Source organism: Ancylomarina euxina (assembly GCF_003863355.1).
Classification (GTDB): domain Bacteria; phylum Bacteroidota; class Bacteroidia; order Bacteroidales; family Marinifilaceae; genus Ancylomarina; species Ancylomarina euxinus.
In genome coordinates this window covers 43,679-59,070 of sequence record NZ_QQWG01000004.1, presented here as the reverse complement: position 1 = coordinate 59,070, position 15,392 = coordinate 43,679, and the positions used below count along the sequence as shown (strand labels likewise).

17 protein-coding genes are annotated in these 15,392 nt (G+C 36.5%); 6 read left to right on the top strand and 11 right to left on the bottom strand.

The features are described from left to right. Window positions 1-34 precede the first annotated feature (34 nt). Window positions 35-688, top strand: coding sequence for an aspartate kinase (locus tag DWB61_RS05565; protein ID WP_125029909.1), 654 nt, complete (start codon window positions 35-37; stop codon window positions 686-688). A 97-nt stretch (window positions 689-785) separates the two neighbouring features. Here DWB61_RS05565 and DWB61_RS05560 read toward each other — a convergent pair whose 3' ends face one another. Together DWB61_RS05560 and cobC are read right to left on the bottom strand one after the other, a co-directional pair. Beyond that, window positions 786-1,517: a hypothetical protein gene (locus DWB61_RS05560; RefSeq protein WP_125029908.1), complete on the bottom strand. Its 732-nt coding sequence runs from the start codon at window positions 1,515-1,517 to the stop codon at window positions 786-788. A 256-nt stretch (window positions 1,518-1,773) separates the two neighbouring features. After that, a complete protein-coding gene (gene cobC, locus DWB61_RS05555) occupies window positions 1,774-2,304 on the bottom strand; it encodes an alpha-ribazole phosphatase (protein ID WP_125029907.1) in 531 nt (176 codons plus the stop codon). Between the two features lie 340 nt (window positions 2,305-2,644). Between cobC and DWB61_RS05550 the strand changes: the two genes are divergently transcribed. Both DWB61_RS05550 and DWB61_RS05545 read left to right on the top strand, forming a co-directional pair. Further along, window positions 2,645-3,403, top strand: coding sequence for a hypothetical protein (locus tag DWB61_RS05550; RefSeq protein ID WP_125029906.1), 759 nt, complete (start codon window positions 2,645-2,647; stop codon window positions 3,401-3,403). Window positions 3,404-3,413: 10 nt separating this feature from the next. After that, complete coding sequence (locus tag DWB61_RS05545; protein WP_125029905.1) at window positions 3,414-3,806, top strand: hypothetical protein; 393 nt, start codon at window positions 3,414-3,416, stop codon at window positions 3,804-3,806. Between the two features lie 79 nt (window positions 3,807-3,885). Here the strand turns inward: DWB61_RS05545 and DWB61_RS05540 are convergent, their stop codons facing one another. The 5 genes from DWB61_RS05540 to DWB61_RS05520 all read right to left on the bottom strand — a co-directional run bounded on the left by DWB61_RS05540 (window position 3,886) and on the right by DWB61_RS05520 (window position 9,154). Beyond that, window positions 3,886-4,644 carry an adenosylcobinamide-GDP ribazoletransferase gene (locus DWB61_RS05540; protein WP_125029904.1) on the bottom strand — a complete coding sequence of 253 codons (759 nt, stop codon included), beginning with the start codon at window positions 4,642-4,644 and terminating at the stop codon, window positions 3,886-3,888. 91 nt (window positions 4,645-4,735) lie between these two features. Further along, the gene (gene cobT, locus DWB61_RS05535) at window positions 4,736-5,773 is read right to left on the bottom strand and encodes a nicotinate-nucleotide--dimethylbenzimidazole phosphoribosyltransferase (RefSeq protein WP_125029903.1); all 1,038 of its coding nucleotides are present in this window, start codon (window positions 5,771-5,773) and stop codon (window positions 4,736-4,738) included. A gap of 209 nt (window positions 5,774-5,982) precedes the next feature. Continuing rightward, complete coding sequence (gene cobT / locus DWB61_RS05530; RefSeq protein ID WP_125029902.1) at window positions 5,983-7,035, bottom strand: nicotinate-nucleotide--dimethylbenzimidazole phosphoribosyltransferase; 1,053 nt, start codon at window positions 7,033-7,035, stop codon at window positions 5,983-5,985. 144 nt (window positions 7,036-7,179) lie between these two features. Then, window positions 7,180-7,806, bottom strand: coding sequence for a transposase (locus DWB61_RS05525; protein ID WP_125029901.1), 627 nt, complete (start codon window positions 7,804-7,806; stop codon window positions 7,180-7,182). A 595-nt stretch (window positions 7,807-8,401) separates the two neighbouring features. Beyond that, window positions 8,402-9,154, bottom strand: a complete 753-nt coding sequence (locus tag DWB61_RS05520) for a hypothetical protein (RefSeq protein WP_125029900.1) — start codon at window positions 9,152-9,154, stop codon at window positions 8,402-8,404. 334 nt (window positions 9,155-9,488) lie between these two features. Between DWB61_RS05520 and DWB61_RS05515 the strand changes: the two genes are divergently transcribed. Continuing rightward, window positions 9,489-10,205, top strand: coding sequence for a pirin family protein (locus DWB61_RS05515; RefSeq protein WP_125029899.1), 717 nt, complete (start codon window positions 9,489-9,491; stop codon window positions 10,203-10,205). On the opposite strand, the gene DWB61_RS05510 is transcribed toward DWB61_RS05515, so the two are convergent. The 3 genes from DWB61_RS05510 to DWB61_RS05500 form a co-directional block, all read right to left on the bottom strand. Beyond that, window positions 10,200-10,439, bottom strand: coding sequence for a hypothetical protein (locus DWB61_RS05510; RefSeq protein WP_125029898.1), 240 nt, complete (start codon window positions 10,437-10,439; stop codon window positions 10,200-10,202). The two genes, DWB61_RS05515 and DWB61_RS05510, sit on opposite strands and share 6 nt — an antisense overlap. 146 nt (window positions 10,440-10,585) lie before the next feature. Next, complete coding sequence (locus tag DWB61_RS05505) at window positions 10,586-11,755, bottom strand: tetratricopeptide repeat protein (RefSeq protein ID WP_125029897.1); 1,170 nt, start codon at window positions 11,753-11,755, stop codon at window positions 10,586-10,588. A gap of 253 nt (window positions 11,756-12,008) precedes the next feature. Beyond that, complete coding sequence (locus tag DWB61_RS05500; RefSeq protein ID WP_125029896.1) at window positions 12,009-12,293, bottom strand: hypothetical protein; 285 nt, start codon at window positions 12,291-12,293, stop codon at window positions 12,009-12,011. A gap of 70 nt (window positions 12,294-12,363) precedes the next feature. On the opposite strand from DWB61_RS05500, the gene DWB61_RS05495 reads away from it, so the two are divergent. Next, window positions 12,364-13,377, top strand: coding sequence for a hypothetical protein (locus DWB61_RS05495; RefSeq protein WP_125029895.1), 1,014 nt, complete (start codon window positions 12,364-12,366; stop codon window positions 13,375-13,377). After that, the gene (locus DWB61_RS05490; protein ID WP_262701603.1) at window positions 13,343-14,008 is read left to right on the top strand and encodes a S41 family peptidase; all 666 of its coding nucleotides are present in this window, start codon (window positions 13,343-13,345) and stop codon (window positions 14,006-14,008) included. Before DWB61_RS05495 ends, DWB61_RS05490 begins: the two co-directional genes overlap by 35 nt. A 148-nt stretch (window positions 14,009-14,156) precedes the next feature. Here DWB61_RS05490 and DWB61_RS05485 read toward each other — a convergent pair whose 3' ends face one another. Next, window positions 14,157-15,314: a BPL-N domain-containing protein gene (locus tag DWB61_RS05485; protein WP_125029893.1), complete on the bottom strand. Its 1,158-nt coding sequence runs from the start codon at window positions 15,312-15,314 to the stop codon at window positions 14,157-14,159. Window positions 15,315-15,392: the final 78 nt, after the last annotated feature.

Sequence of the window (15,392 nt, the reverse complement as noted above, 5' to 3'; positions counted from 1 at the left end):
ACAATTTGTCTATTTTTGAGAAAAATATATACATATGCTAAGTATCTCTCAAATAGTAGAAAAAATTATTGCCCACCAGCCTTTTCTTGCTGAGGCTTTGGTCGAAGGATTAATCAATGTTTCCTCTTTAGCTCGTAAAATTCAACCTGAAGTGGAGCAATATTTCGGAGACGAGGTGAAAAGTGGTGCCATCGTGATGTCAATTAATAGGTTGATTCCAAAAATGAAAGGTAAAATTTCTCATCTTGGTTCTGAAGTCGTTGTAAGAGATATCATTGTTCGTTCACAATTGATAGATTACACTTACAAGAACTCAAGTATGCTTATTGAGAGACATACCGATCTACTTAGAGCCATTGGACCAAACCAGGAGTTCTTTTATACCATGGTTCAAGGTGTTTTTGAATCAAATTTAGTCGTGAGTCAATCCTTATCGGAACAGGTTGAAGCGATTTTCAAAGAAGAAAGTTTGTTGAGCAAAAGTGGGCATTTATCCGCTGTTACTCTTAAGCTACCAGATGTGAATTCACAACAAGCCGGCTTCTATTATCATATTCTTAAGAGTATTGCATGGGCTGGAATTAATATTCGTGAGGTGATTTCAACAACCAACGAATTTACCATTGTGGTGAATGATGATGCCATTGATAAGACTTTCTCAGTTCTTAAAAATTTGGGGCAGAATTAAGAAATACATATTATGGTTTGAAGATGATGCTTCAAAAAATTAGATACAAAAAAGGGATGCCATTGGCATCCCTTTCATATTTTTAAGCGATTGTGAATTACAATACAGCTTTTACTGTTTTCAATAGAGAATCAATATCTTCTCTAGCAGGAGCAAGAGTCTTAGCTTTTGTGTACTGAGCAACAGCTTTCTGGTAGAAAGCTTTTGCTTTCGTAATTTCAGCAGCAAATTTCTCTTTTTCAGTATTAGCTAAAGGATTAGCAGCTGCTTGAATTTTAGCACCTTCTCCGAAGTATAGAGAACCAAGGCTAACGATAGCATCAGTTTTCATAGCAGATTTCAATTCAATAGCCTCTTTGTAAGATGCTTCAGCAGAATCAAACTGAGAAGCTTTCTGAGCTTTCTGTCCTTCGATTAGATAATGCTTAGCAAGAGTTTTAGTTAATTTAGCATTCTTAGCAGGAACTGCGATTATACCAGCTTTTAAAGTAGCAACCATTTCGTCATACTTCTTAAGTTTCTTAAGAGCAGTTGCTTTGCTTAAGAATGAACTAGACAATTTATATTTAGCTGCAATAGTTTTGTCAAAATAGATAACAGCTTTAGCGTAATCTTTAACCTTGGAAGCTGCATATCCAACATTATAGACTGTCTTAATATCTTCTGCTGCTTCAGGAGTTCTTAAGTAGTTTTCAAGGTGAACGATAGCTGCTTTGTAATCTTTCGCTTTTAGGGCGGCGTTTCCGTCATTTTTCAATTGCACAGCATCCTGAGCAAATGCACCTAAAACACTCATGCAAACAACTAGGGTAAGAAGTAATTTTTTCATATTTTTCAATTGGTTTAAATTTTTAGATCTGGGCCACAATACAATATTAACTCAATTTTTAGAAGGAATTAAAAGTGTTTTGTTTTCCGATCAATGTAATCTTATGTTTCTATTTCTTGTTCCTGTTTCTCAAAAACAAGCCTAAAAATAACGATTTCATTAAATAATCAAATAGAATTGACTAAAAAATTGATGAGACTAGCCTATTGCCTAGTGAGTATTCCCACATAATCAGACTCTAAGGCTAAAATAAAATTTAAAATTCGAGTTGAACAAGCTCACCAAAACCAGCTGGAGCTTCGTTAAAAGCTTCTTTTAATTCGATATTCTTATGAATGGCCTGTAGCGTTCTGATGACACCTCCATGGGTTACAATAGCGATATGATTATGCTCCAAACTCTTTAGTTCTCCTAAAAACTGTAGCACACGTTTGTGAAGCATCACGAAAGACTCTCCATTGGAACATTTCTTATTCACGAAGTCTTCCATCCATGTATCCAAAAAAGGGTCTTTAATCTCATCCCAGGCTTTACCTTCCCAATCACCAAAGTTTAGTTCCATTAGTCGATCATCGAAAACGACAACATCACCAAACAAGTCTGTAGCAAGAGTTTTCGCGCGTGTTAGTGGACTGGAATAATAGGCATCGAATTTTAAATCAGCAATATTATTTCTTACTAGTTCAAGCTCTTCGGGGTAAGTTTCTAGTAATTCAACATCTTTTTGACCGTAACAAATACCTGGTTCTACATTAACCTTGGTGTGTCTTATCAGGTGAAGTATCATATCGTTTTTATTTTTTTTGAATGAATAGACAAAAATAGTATTCTGAGGGGAATTTACAGACTATACCCTTCTCCAAATTCACTATTTTTTATTATCCACTTACTAAAATACAGGTGTAAATCATAAAACAAGCAATAAAAATTAGATCAGATATGATTTTTTTTAACCCTCAAAGTCCCATTTTTGTTATGTAATTTACAGTTGATGCATTTTTTTTTTAAAAACAAGTTGTTTCTTGGGTTACATTTTTTGTTTTTCAGGAATAAAGGGGTATAATCATCATTTAAATTAACTTTTATGAAAAAAGTATTTGTTTTATTCACTGACTCTAACTTTCTTTATGACAATCATTTATTTTTGCGATAAATTGGAGAGATTAGAAATTGAAGAAATAATAAGTCCTTTAACTGAAGAAGTCGCTAGTGCAAGAAATTGGTATTTACAAAGCTCAATTGAAAACAATCATTCTTTATTGGAATATACAGAAAGATTAGATTGGAAGAATGCTGTAGTTACCTGCTCCGAACTTCAAAATATTGTGGAAGTCCCAATTGAATCTATTGAAGAATATCTAAAATGTATTGATTCTAATTTACCAGCAACATTAACTATATTTGTTGATCAACCTGTTCCAAATGAAAATATACCTAATATGGGTATTGATGATGTAGGTCATACTTTTATAGGTATATCTCAAAATGGTAATACATCAATATTTGGATTTTATCCAGAAGGATTGGCTAAACCTACCAATACAACTCACGGTAGTGCACTTGGAAATGATCAAGAACATTGGTTTGATGTACCAATCACTAAAAACATAAGTCGCAGTGAACTTAATTCAATTCTTACTTACGTATATAATTTCAGAAATTCTACTTATGATTTAAACGATTTTAATTGTACCGATTTCGGAATAAATGTTGGTAATAGAGCAGGAATAGGACTCCCTGATTCTTATAATTCTTGGCCTGAAGGAGGTGGTTCAAAGCCTGGTAGTTTAGGTCAAGATATACGCAATATGCAACTTCCATCAGGTTCAACAAGAACTACCAATGGTCAAGATGCTCCAAATAATATTAATACTTGTACTAATTAAATATTTCTTTATGAAGAAAGCGCTCAAAAAAATTATAGGTATTGGACTACTTCTTAGTTTTATCATAACTAGTAACTATTATTCTTACTTATATATTGGTTTAATCGATGGGGGTATTTCAAATCGTTACAAATTTGAAACCTTCGATGGTAAGCATCAATTCTTAACTATGCCAAGTAAGGGAACTGATATAAAAACGATGGAAAGAAGATTTGCTAGCTTTTGCGAGAAGAATCCTCAATATGAAAATACTCAACTCTATCGCACATTTAGGCGAAACCCTTTAAAATATTGGAGGTGGTATGAGTTTGTCTCTCATCCTCGCTATAAGTACACATATAAAAAGCCATCGAAAGATAGTTTTGATCATTTCACAATTGGCAGAAGCAAAAAGAAAAATTAATACTTCTATTGAAACCAGAAGAAATACAAAAGCCACCCTTTCAGGCGGCTTTTGTTGTAATTTTTATCTCTTACTGCAATTATAAGTGAACTGAGATGATATAAAAACTCAAATAAATCACAATCTCAACTACTTGTTGGGTGGCACCAATACAGTCGCCAGTATAACCACCTATCCATTTCTGGAAGTATCGTCCCAGAAGATACTTGGCTATAAAAGCAGGAATGATGATTAGGAAGTATTTGATATCCTGAAAAAGTAGAATAGGCAACAGACCAGTCAGCCATAAAAAGACTTGGTTGCCTCGACTAAGCTTATGAGCGTAATCCTTAGCCTTGGAATGATCCACTCGGGCGTAATCGTGGCTATTTACCAAACTACCCGCTAGAGTTCTGCTAAGTGAATGAGCTACGATTAGAACCACGGGTAATGAACTTGCCGAAATAGCCTCCATACCAAAGAAACGAGCCAGAACAACAAAGAGAATACCCGAAATACCGAAAGCGCCCACCAGAGAATCCTTCATGATCTCAAGAATACGTTCTTTGGTCCAACCGCCACCAAAACCGTCGCAAACATCCATAAACCCATCTTCGTGCAAGGCACCCGTCAGTAAGGTGGTAAACACCATGCACAAAACCAGTGAAATATTAAAAGGTAAGACCCAATGACAAAAGGCAAAAACTAAACCACTAAGGCCACCAATAATAAAGCCTGCTATGGAAAAGTACTTGACCGCTTCGTGTTGATAGGCCTTTTCGAACTTGGCCCACTTGGGGAAAGGAATTCTTGTGAAAAAGGAAAGAGCAGTAAAAAAGATATTAAGTTCTCTAAACATAGAAAGTAGATTGGTAATTAGCAATTAACAATTAGTGATAAAGATAGAATCATCGCTAATTGTTAATCATTAATCACTCATTGTAAATCAATTAGTCGGCATTACTCACGCCAGCATCTTCGAAACTAGCCATTTCGTTAAGGAAATTGACCGCCGATTGAATCAATGGAAAAGCAACAGCAGCACCTGTACCCTCGCCCAAACGCATGCCCATATCCAATAGAGGTTTTGCCTTAAGCTGATCAAGCATTAGTTGATGACCTTTTTCTTGCGACTTATGCGTGAAAATACAATAATCCAAAATATTAGAATTTATTTTAGAAGCCGCTAAAAGAGCCGAAGTAATAATGAAGCCATCTACCATGATGCACATTTTTAGTTCTGCAGCCTTAAGCATGGCACCTGCTATCATCACAATTTCGAATCCACCAAAGTAAGTCAACACCTCTTCAGCTGAATTCGTACCTCTGTATTTTGACAGGGCACGACCCAGGATTTCATACTTGCGTTGCAGGCCTTCATCATCCCATCCGGTACCACGCCCCACACAGGCACTTAGCTCAATATTGCTGAGAAGATGAAGAATAATAGCTGCCGAGGAAGTATTCGCGATTCCCATCTCACCAAATCCGATAATATTAGAGCCCTCAGAGTGAATACGCTCCACCAAATCAGAACCTCTTTTCATCGCTTTTTCGAACTCCTCGGTCGTCATAGCCGACTCATTCAGGTATGATCTGGTACCATGAGCAATCTTGGCATTTAAAACGCCTGAGCTCTTGTCAAAATCGTAGTTGACACCCGCATCGATAATACGAATATCGATATCGTGTTGCTTAGCAAAGACATTAATTGCGGCACCACCATTCATGAAATTAGCAACCATCTGCCAGGTTACTTCCTGTGGATAAGGACTCACCCCATCAAGTGCAATACCATGATCCGCCGCAAAAACCATAATAACAGGTTTTTTAAGCTCCGGGCTGAGGGTGTTTTGTATGCAACCAATATGCTTGGCCATTTCTTCCAACTTTCCCAGCGAGCCAAGTGGCTTGGTTTTTAAATCAATTTTCTGCTGAAGCGCTTCAGCTTTCTCTGTATTAAGAGCTTTTATATTGTATTGAATCATATCTTGTATGTTTATGTGTGAATATTTGGTTAAGTCAGTATCTAAGGTAGTTATTTTGCTTTAAAATTGAACTTTGCAGCAAGTCCATTTTTCACCTTTATTTACTTTATCCTTTAACCTTATATTTATTTTTGCCTTACTCCGTTTCGACTCCGCTCAACGAACGATTCCTAACTTAATTTGGCTTTATCCTTTAACCTTTTTTTCCTTTAAACTTCTAGCGCAGCAGTTTCACTAACACCAGCTTCCTCAAAGGATGCCATCTCGTTGAAATACTGCACAGCAGATTTTACAAGTGGATAACAAACCATAGCGCCGGTGCCTTCACCCAATCGCATACCGATATCCATAATAGGCTCAGCACCTAAATGGTTGAGCATGCTGATGTGTGCTTTTTCATTCGATTTGTGGGCATACAGACAGTATTCTAAAACCTTCGGGTTGATTTTAGATGCCGCCAAGAGTGCCGATGTGATGATAAAACCATCAATCAATAGGGTCATTTTCAGTTCGGCAGCCTTAAGCATCCCTCCCATAATCATAGCTATCTCGAAACCTCCAAAATAGGTCATCACTTCAAGGGCATCCTTCGTATTTCCTGTGTATTTTGATAAGCCTTCGTTCAGAAGCTCGTATTTGCTCTTCACACCAGCCTGATCGAGTCCGGTACCACGTCCTACGCAATCTTCCAAAGGGATATCTGCCAATAGACTAAGAATTAGAGCTGCCGAAGAAGTATTTCCTATTCCTTTTTCTCCAAAGGCAATAAAATTGCAACCTTCGCTATGACAATCTTCAATAATACCAGCGCCTTTTTCAATGGCCTCAAGGCATTGCTCTTTGCTCATGGCTGACTCAAAACGGTAATTTTTTGTCCCATAGGCCACCTTACGGTTGATGATATTCAATTCAGGCTCAAAATCGTGATCGATACCCGCATCAACCACCTTGAACTTGATACCATGCTGACGCGAAAAAACATTGATAGCCGCTCCACCGCCCATATAATTGTAGAGCATTTGGTAACTCACCGATTTTGGGTAAAAGCTCACCCCATCGTCAGCAATACCATGATCGCCAGCAAAGACAACCACCGTTGGTGCCTTTATTTCAGGTTTTAGTGTGCCTTGTATTTTTGCAATTTTGCAAGCAATACGCTCTAAGACTCCCAATGAACCCAAAGGCTTGGTCTTGGTATTGGTTTTATTTAATATTTTTTCGTCTAGCGCGTTAGACAGGCTTTCTATTTTAAAATTTTGCATAGGGTTTCTTCATTTTGTAAGAGCGGCAATTTACACAAAAAGCCAAAATTCGCTTTAGGAATATTGATGCTAGAGAATATCTTTTTTTGTGAATTTAAAACCTGAGTAGGCTTAAGTATTTATATTTTTGTGTGAAAGAAAATCCTAAAGATTTACAAGGCATTGGGGATTATTTTCTTGATCCCATTTACTGGGGTTATTTTTAATATACTGAACTATTCGATGATACTCTTCCCAATCACGTATAATATGATCGTGATAGTTACTTTGCCAGAATTTATTCTTTCTATTGTATTTAGGAATATCCAAAGACTGCTCATCAATATAATCATCAACGGCTGAAACCACTGCCGATTTAAACCCTGCTACAAACGACGAAATCGACTTGGGCCTACGAAACGGCTTTTGCTCATCATCATTTACAGACGCACGGCCGTGTGTCTCTGCAGTATTACTATTGGGGCTATTTACAGACGCATGGCCGTGCGTCTCTGCAGTATCATCAATTAATATTATAATGGCATGAATATGATTGGGCATTATCACAAATTCGCCCAATTGCAATTCCTTACGGATATCAACGGATTTGATTAATTCTGCTTGAACAATTTCACCAAAACGATTCAATTCCATTTTAGAATGCTTTACTGCTCCTAAAATACATTGCATTTGATCTATGCAAATGGTGATAAAATAATCGCCTGCATCAGCATAATTCCATCCTGGTTTACGATGGGATTCAATTCGATATCTATTTTGAAATTTTGTCATGATACATTTAGATTATAAACCTATTCAATATACAGATTATAATACAATTATGTACATACCCACGGCTACGATAAACAATAATTTACAAATACATGGTACAGACACACGGCCGTGTGTCTCTGCGATATACAAATATTACTATGTGCATTATTTATAATATTCCGTAAAATATATTGGGACACGTATTGATCGATTTAAAATATGGGTATTTCAATGCCTAAAGGTCTGCGGTATGGATCTTAATACTGATGAATTAATTAAACCAACGAAGGTTTTTAATAACCAAAATTGATCTGTACAAGCCCTCCCGTTCGAAAATTTGGTATCTCAGTTCGCTGGGTGAGCCCTTCAGTTCGGTAAAGTAGGCGTCAGTTCGCAAGAGTACCCTCTCAGTTCGGGAGTTTTGTGTCTCAGTTTGCAAAGGGAGGTGTTCAGTTCGGGGTGCATACCCTTCAGTTCGCAAACGGAACAGGTGAAAGAGCGAACTGAAGCTGTTTTTTAATACAAAACTTAATGAGCCTAGCGATCTGAATATATAACTAAGGCAAGAGCGCATAAAAAAAGAGAAGTGATGAGCTTCTCTTTTCTATTTAAACTAGGCTTCTTTCTCAGCCTCTTCTGCTTGCCTTCTTCTGTAAGCACTACCCTTATCTCGAGCATGTTTGCTAGAATAAGATCTAACATGCTCCACATTTTTACGGAATACGAAACGTCCGTAATTGCGAACCTCGTCAACCGCCACCTTTAATAAGGTGAAAGCTTGGTCGCGAACCACCTTGGTTTCGTCTGCCACATACATATGACCGTTTACGTCACCTAGTAAGGTTCTCATTTTATTAGCATCCTCTCCAGCTTTATCCAATAAGGTCGTGTCATAGTTAATGGCATCAAGTGGGGCCAAATTGGCCTTACCCAATACCGATAGGTTAGACATATCTTGAATGGCATCAGCCTGAGAGTCGCCTTCCTTAATGGCAGCTACTTTGCTAATTAAAGCTTCGTTGTTGCGATAAGCGAAATCCATATGATCGATTAAATCTTCACGGAATTCTAGAAAAGCAGGCCATTCAGCCTTCCAAATTTCCTTGGCATCCTCGCGAACGGTGTTTAGTTCTGCCCAATTGCTTTCAGCCGTAGATAAAGCACCTATGCGCGATAATAGTTTGTCGAGAAGTTCAGCTGTCATTCCCACTGTGGTAAGGAAAGCCAAATCGGCACTTGCGCGGGTGTGCAAGTTTTCCGATTCTTGCAAATAAATACCAATTGGCATATCGCATTGCTTAATCTGCTCTTTAGGAACAGCCTTAATCTCTGGTAAGAGATCTAATAATTTTTGTTGATCTGACATGAGTCTAGATTTTAAGTGTTTATAAAACCAACATCACAAATCGTTCTTCACATTAAAATTATTTCTCCTCTTAGTTTTACCTGTAAGAGCATCATTATTAGCCATCAATTAATAAATGACTATCTAAGTTATGTAAATATTATTTAAATAATAGTTAACGAGTGTTAAATTTTTATGATCTATACTGTTTTAATATTAGGTCATCAATCTTTATAATATCGACTCTAATTAGAAAGAGCAGACTTATTTAGATCATTCTTCTGAAAAAGAAAAAAACTGTAACTTAGGTATCAGAAAGCACTTATCCATCATCTATAAATTTGGAGGGACTTATATGAAAACCGTTGTTCACAAAGCCAATACCCGAGGGCACGCCAATCATGGCTGGTTAGATGCTCATCACACCTTTTCTTTTGCCGATTATTACCATACCGATCGCATGCATTTTGGTGTTTTGCGAGTCTTGAATGATGATAGAATAGCTGCCGGTAAGGGATTCGGGACACACCCTCACAACAATATGGAAATCATATCCATTCCACTTAAAGGTGAACTTGAACATAAGGATAGTATGGGCAATTCATCTGTTATTAAAGCAGGTGAGATTCAGGTCATGAGTGCGGGAACTGGCATTCTTCATTCGGAGTTTAACCCCAATGATGATCAGGAAGTCAATTTGCTTCAAATTTGGATATTTCCACATTTAAAAGATGTCGAACCTCGATATGACCAGCTTTCAATCAGCGATATAAAATCTAAAAATGGTCTAAAACAAATCCTTTCTCCTGATGCTGATGATGAGGGTGTTTGGATATATCAAAACGCGTGGTTTCATTTGGGTGAATTCGATAAGGCCAGTGCAAGTACTTATACCATAAAGCAAAAAGGCAATGGACTCTATCTTTTTGTCGTGGAAGGTCAAGTTTTTATTAAGGATTATAAGTTGGAAAAAAGAGATGGTCTTGCCATCACGGAGACCCAGATAGTTGAATTTAAGGTGAGCGCAAAAACCAAAGTCTTGCTGATAGATGTGCCGATGTTCGATTTATAGTTTATTTGTAATTCGCCCTTTTATCTTCCCTCTCAAGAGGGTATTATTAATGGATTTAATCATCTCATATTTATCCTGTAGGGATAACATGTTTATAGAGAATGATTTTGAAATAGTACATCCGACCCCCTCGGGGTCGTACTTTTGCTGAATCTGCCATGCTTTAAAGATATGAATCCAAGGATTCAATTTATAAGGCATGTGATTCACATATTCCACTCCTTTAATGAACATGAATTTAATTTTTATGATTTATTAAGTCTTAGACAGGATATGAAAGATCATATTTCCTAAGCCTATATCAGGACGAGATAATTACAACTAAAAAAGCCTCCAAAAGTCAAAACTCTTGGAGGCTTTTGATGCATGATTAGAATATCCTACATTTTTTCCAGCTTCGCTTTGAACTCTTCGTACTTTTTCATGTACTCAGGTTTTTCATTTCTAAGTCTGAAATAAATCTCCTTAAGATATGTGATTGAATTCTGCTCATCAGGCTTTATTTCAAGCACTTTAGTGAAATATGGAAGTGCTTCTTCGTATAATTTCGGTATGTCCTTAAGAGCAGCATCGTATTTCTTCTGATCCTCAATATCGTTAACTACCTTATGAGCTGTTCCTGCTTTATTCAATTGCATTACCCCTAGGTTGAATTGAGTGATATAATCCTTAGGATCCTTAGAAATAGCTATTTTGTACATCTCCTTAGCTTTCTCAAGCTCGTTTATTTTCTCATAAACAGTTCCTTTTGCTCTATAATAAGATGCATTTTCAGGATCTAAAGCAAGTGCTTTATCAAGATATTCAACTGCTTCATTAGGATTAGGTCCTAATAAATAATGGTTGATTAACTCTACAATCATATAAGCATCGTCTGGGTACAATTCGAAACCTTTATGAAGGTATGTTAATGACTCCTCAGCTTTTTCAGCATCCTTTAGTACTTTAGAAAGGTATGCGTAAGTTTTAGCGCCTTCATAACCATATTCGATCGTTTTCTTATAATACTTAATAGCAGCTTCAAAATTACTAGCTTTTTGAGCAGCTAAACCTGCATTAAAAATAACAGCCGTATCAACAGCAAAGTTATCAGCTTTGAACATCTCTAATTCTTGAATCTCTAATACTCTTTCAAAAGCACCTAGTGCACCAGCATAGTCTTCAACATTAAAAAACTGAACACCTCTGTTTGTATAGTCAGGAATAAGATTAGTCATCTGAGCTTTAATAGCTTTTGAATATTTATTCTTAACATCTAACTCCATACACTTTAAATACGCCTCGTAAGCTATTTTTAATGGAGCTTCTGCCAGGTTTTTATAAGCTGGGAGTGGGCTTTCGTAAATAGCTTGATAAACTTTACCCTGAATTAAGTATGCCTTTGGCCATGCAACACATTTTTCATGTCCAATACCAGCATCAATTGCTTCTTTTGCTTTATCAAGTTTACCCGAAGTTAGATAATTACTAGCTCCTGTAACTTTACTCTTTTGAGCGTTTACCATTGAAACACACAAAATAAGAATCATAATGAATGATAATTTTCTCATCAGTAAATAGTTTTTGTTTTGCTTATGGAGCTTTCTTAAACATTTATTGTCAGTAAGAAAGCTTCATTTTATAGTTTATTTTGTAATATAGAATCTTGTCCAAATTTAACCCATAATTTGACAAACCAAACAATATATTCTTTATAATTACTCTAAATACTAGGATAGATTTGTTTGTTCACCATCTTTAGTAGAATCTTGTTGATCATCATCCTTGTTACCAGCTTATTATCAGTAGGTACCGATGTTTGATTTATAGTTTATTTGTAATTCGCCCTTTTATCTTCCCTCTCAAGAGGTTATTATTAATGGATTTAATCAATAGAATTCCTCGAGGCTTGCCTCGGGGTCTGATGGATTTAATCATCTCATATTTATCCTGTAGGGATAACATGTTTATAGAGAATGATTTTGAAATAGTACATCCGCCCCCCTCGGGGTCGTACTTTTGCTGAATCTGCCATGCTATAAAGATATGAATCCAAGGATTCAATTTATAAGGCATGTGATTCACATATTCCACTCCTTTAATGAACATGTATTTAATTTTTATGATTTATTAAGTCTTAGACGGAATATGAAAATCATATTATGGTTAGATTTGGCGAATGAAAAAACTAATCTTATTCCTTGCATTTTTATATTGCATAAACCCTCTTTATTCTCAGAATAAAAACGAATATCTGGTTGCTTATGGGCAAGCCTGGGGTTTCTTAAAGTACTTTCATCCGCATCCAAGTTCAGTCAATTGGGACAATACCTTGTTGAACGACTACGATAAACTTAAAAACTGTTCGACAGATAAGGCCTTTAATGAGATCCTCTCTGAACTTATTTCCCAATGTGGCGATTATAAAAAAAAAGAAAGGCAGTTGGCAGATTCTCTTTTGTTTACAGAAAGTTTCGAATGGATGAATGGCGCTTTGTTTTCAAAGGTGAACAGGGCATACTTAAGAGAATTAAAAACGAAGAAAGCCAAGTTTAAGAACAAGTATGTTCAAATAAACAGAAGTGCATTTAATCCAATCATAAGCAATGAGGTGAATTATCCCGATTCACTTTTCACAAACGCCATTTGTTATTTGGGTATCACCCGCTATTGGAATGTTATCAATTACTACTTTCCATATAGAAGAATCATTAAGCACAATTGGGATTCAATTTATCTTAAGCTTGTGCCTGAATTTGTGAATCTGACAGACATGGATGATTATTATTTGGCAGTTAGACGCTTGAATGCTAAAATTAGTGATGGACATGCTGCCACAGTTTCTCAAAAAAATCTATTTGGCAGATATACTACACCATCTCTTTCGTGCCAAGACCTAGAGGGCCGTATTTATATAGACGATATCGAACCGACCTGTACAACACAATTTAAGAAATCCGATCGAATTGTTGCTATCGATAACATGAGTATTGATGATAGATATAAAGAATTATCTGATGTTTTTGCTTCATCAAATAATTACTATCTAAAAAAAATATCATATTGTCTCCTCTTAACGCAAAATGATAATATAGAAATTACAGTGAAGCGCGGTGACACTCTAATTACAGATAGATTAAAAACTTCTCCAATAAAGTTTGACAGTTCAAAAAAGCAAAAAAATAAATATTAAAAGGAAAGCCTCTTATTACATTCTGCCAAGGGATAGCAGTCTGACAACTGGCTATATTTATATGGGCAGGTTGGAAAAGAAAGATTTAGATAAGCAATTTAAAAAGACTATTCTCAATACTAAGAATTTGATTATTGATTCCAGAAACTACCCAAATTTCATCTATAAATCTCTCAGCGAAATATTATTAAATGAACCTAGAGATTTTTGCATATGGACCTATATGAATTTAGATTACCCAGGAAGTATTATGAAAAAAACGATACAAACAGGTAAAAAGAATAAGAATTATTACAAAGGGAACATCTATCTGTTGGTTGATAATACAAGTAAGAGTCTATCTGAATTTACAGTTATGGCTTTACAAGCTGCTGATAATGTAATTACAATTGGAGGGCAAACTGCTGGTGCTGATGGAGACGTAAGTTATGTACCTATGCCTTTCGGACTTAAATCTTGTTTTTCAGGTTGTGGTGTTTATTATCCCAATGGTGATCTGACCCAGCAAGTTGGTGTGCGCAGAGATCATAAAGTTGTTCAGGATAGCAGCTACTTAAATGGGAATGACAAAATTTTGAATTATGCACTCGAGTTGATTCGTAAATCTAAGAAAGATAATAGTCATTTTTAATCTGAGGATGAGAGTCTCAATAATTTTAGATAAATCCTAGTCATACCCTGACATTTTCAGCTTGCTCAGAGCATGACAGTTTTTAAATACAAAAAGCGGTCATTTCCGTAGAGATGACCGCTTTGTATTTTTTATAGCAGGCTATTCGCTAGCTATTTGAACCCAAAAGACCTTTTAGAGCTTTCAAGTTCTTTTTCAATTGAATTTTAATATTTTTATCGGTTTCAGTCATAACCGCTGCTTCCAAATCAGGAATGGCATCTGTTCTCTCCAATTGAATCAACGCCCAGGAAGCTTTCACTCTTACCTTAGCATCCTTATCGCGAAGCAGACCGGGAATCCATTTTTTAGACGACCAGCAAGCCAATTCGATCACTTTCTCAATACCTTCTAATTTCTCAGCTCTTGTACCAGTCAATTGATTGTGATATTTCGTTTGTAAATCGTTAACCTCTTTGGTGTAGATAATCTCATACTTGAAGAAATCAGGACGAACCACATTCTTAGGGTATGAGATTAATTCCTTGTTGCAAGTCCAACGTACCATGCGAGGTAACATCCAACGCATACCTGGTGTGCACTCTGGGTGACCAACAAATGAAGCCACTCTACCTTTACCCACTTCAGCAGCAACAACAAAAGGACGGTTATTAGTCATGTTTGCAGGTGTCCCTTCAACCGTATGCACGTCGCTAAGCATAGTCGCCAGTTCCATAAACTTAGCACCCGACTTAGCAGGAACCAATACAGGTCCTTCGTAATACTGGCAAAATGAAATTTTTCTATCCTTCAACTCTGGGAAGATCTCTTTCCCTTCCTTGGTCAATGAGAATTTCGATAAACCATGTCCACGATTATCGTGTTCAATGTCAATGGCTTCACAGCCATTCAAATCTAAACTTGGATAATCAGGTGTTTCAGTCATGATATAAGCACCCGCGCAAATACCTACAACAGCTTTGCCTTTTTCTTTCACCATCTTCACCAGCTTTTCCATACCAGCATCTCCCAAACTTTGGGTTTCACCACGACCACTTCCGCCAGGAAATACAATAGCATCGAAGGCATCGAGTTCACCTGACATGATTTGAGAAGCACGAACCACTTCGGCTTGCATATTGGGATCAATACGCAAAGCTTCCAGAGCATCTGTAATACACCAGGGACTATCTCCGTTTTTATCGAAAACACCTACCCGGATGATTTCCTTTGTCTGAGTTTGTCTTTTTTCAACTCGCTTGCAAGCACTTAATAAGCAAAAGCTCATGCAAGAAATCAGTAAAAGTTTGATTGTTAGTTTGGTCATTTTAGTGTTATTTGTCGGTTATGTTGTTAGCTGATAAAGATAATAAAACGATTGGCTATATAAATCATGAATTTTTAT

Bases quoted from the DNA above. Each gene is read 5' to 3' on its own strand.
- cobC (WP_125029907.1), bottom strand. From the start codon at position 2,304: ATGATACTTCACCTGATAAGACACACCAAGGTTAATGTAGAACCAGGT.
- DWB61_RS05550 (WP_125029906.1), top strand. From the start codon at position 2,645: ATGACAATCATTTATTTTTGCGATAAATTGGAGAGATTAGAAATTGAA.
- DWB61_RS05520 (WP_125029900.1), bottom strand. From the start codon at position 9,154: ATGTCAGATCAACAAAAATTATTAGATCTCTTACCAGAGATTAAGGCT.
- DWB61_RS05540 (WP_125029904.1), bottom strand. From the start codon at position 4,644: ATGTTTAGAGAACTTAATATCTTTTTTACTGCTCTTTCCTTTTTCACA.
- cobT (WP_125029903.1), bottom strand. From the start codon at position 5,773: ATGATTCAATACAATATAAAAGCTCTTAATACAGAGAAAGCTGAAGCG.
- DWB61_RS05545 (WP_125029905.1), top strand. From the start codon at position 3,414: ATGAAGAAAGCGCTCAAAAAAATTATAGGTATTGGACTACTTCTTAGT.
- DWB61_RS05495 (WP_125029895.1), top strand. From the start codon at position 12,364: ATGAAAAAACTAATCTTATTCCTTGCATTTTTATATTGCATAAACCCT.
- DWB61_RS05515 (WP_125029899.1), top strand. From the start codon at position 9,489: ATGAAAACCGTTGTTCACAAAGCCAATACCCGAGGGCACGCCAATCAT.
- DWB61_RS05505 (WP_125029897.1), bottom strand. From the start codon at position 11,755: ATGAGAAAATTATCATTCATTATGATTCTTATTTTGTGTGTTTCAATG.
- DWB61_RS05485 (WP_125029893.1), bottom strand. From the start codon at position 15,314: ATGACCAAACTAACAATCAAACTTTTACTGATTTCTTGCATGAGCTTT.
- DWB61_RS05565 (WP_125029909.1), top strand. From the start codon at position 35: ATGCTAAGTATCTCTCAAATAGTAGAAAAAATTATTGCCCACCAGCCT.
- DWB61_RS05560 (WP_125029908.1), bottom strand. From the start codon at position 1,517: ATGAAAAAATTACTTCTTACCCTAGTTGTTTGCATGAGTGTTTTAGGT.
- DWB61_RS05500 (WP_125029896.1), bottom strand. From the start codon at position 12,293: ATGTTCATTAAAGGAGTGGAATATGTGAATCACATGCCTTATAAATTG.
- cobT (WP_125029902.1), bottom strand. From the start codon at position 7,035: ATGCAAAATTTTAAAATAGAAAGCCTGTCTAACGCGCTAGACGAAAAA.
- DWB61_RS05510 (WP_125029898.1), bottom strand. From the start codon at position 10,439: ATGTTCATTAAAGGAGTGGAATATGTGAATCACATGCCTTATAAATTG.
- DWB61_RS05525 (WP_125029901.1), bottom strand. From the start codon at position 7,806: ATGACAAAATTTCAAAATAGATATCGAATTGAATCCCATCGTAAACCA.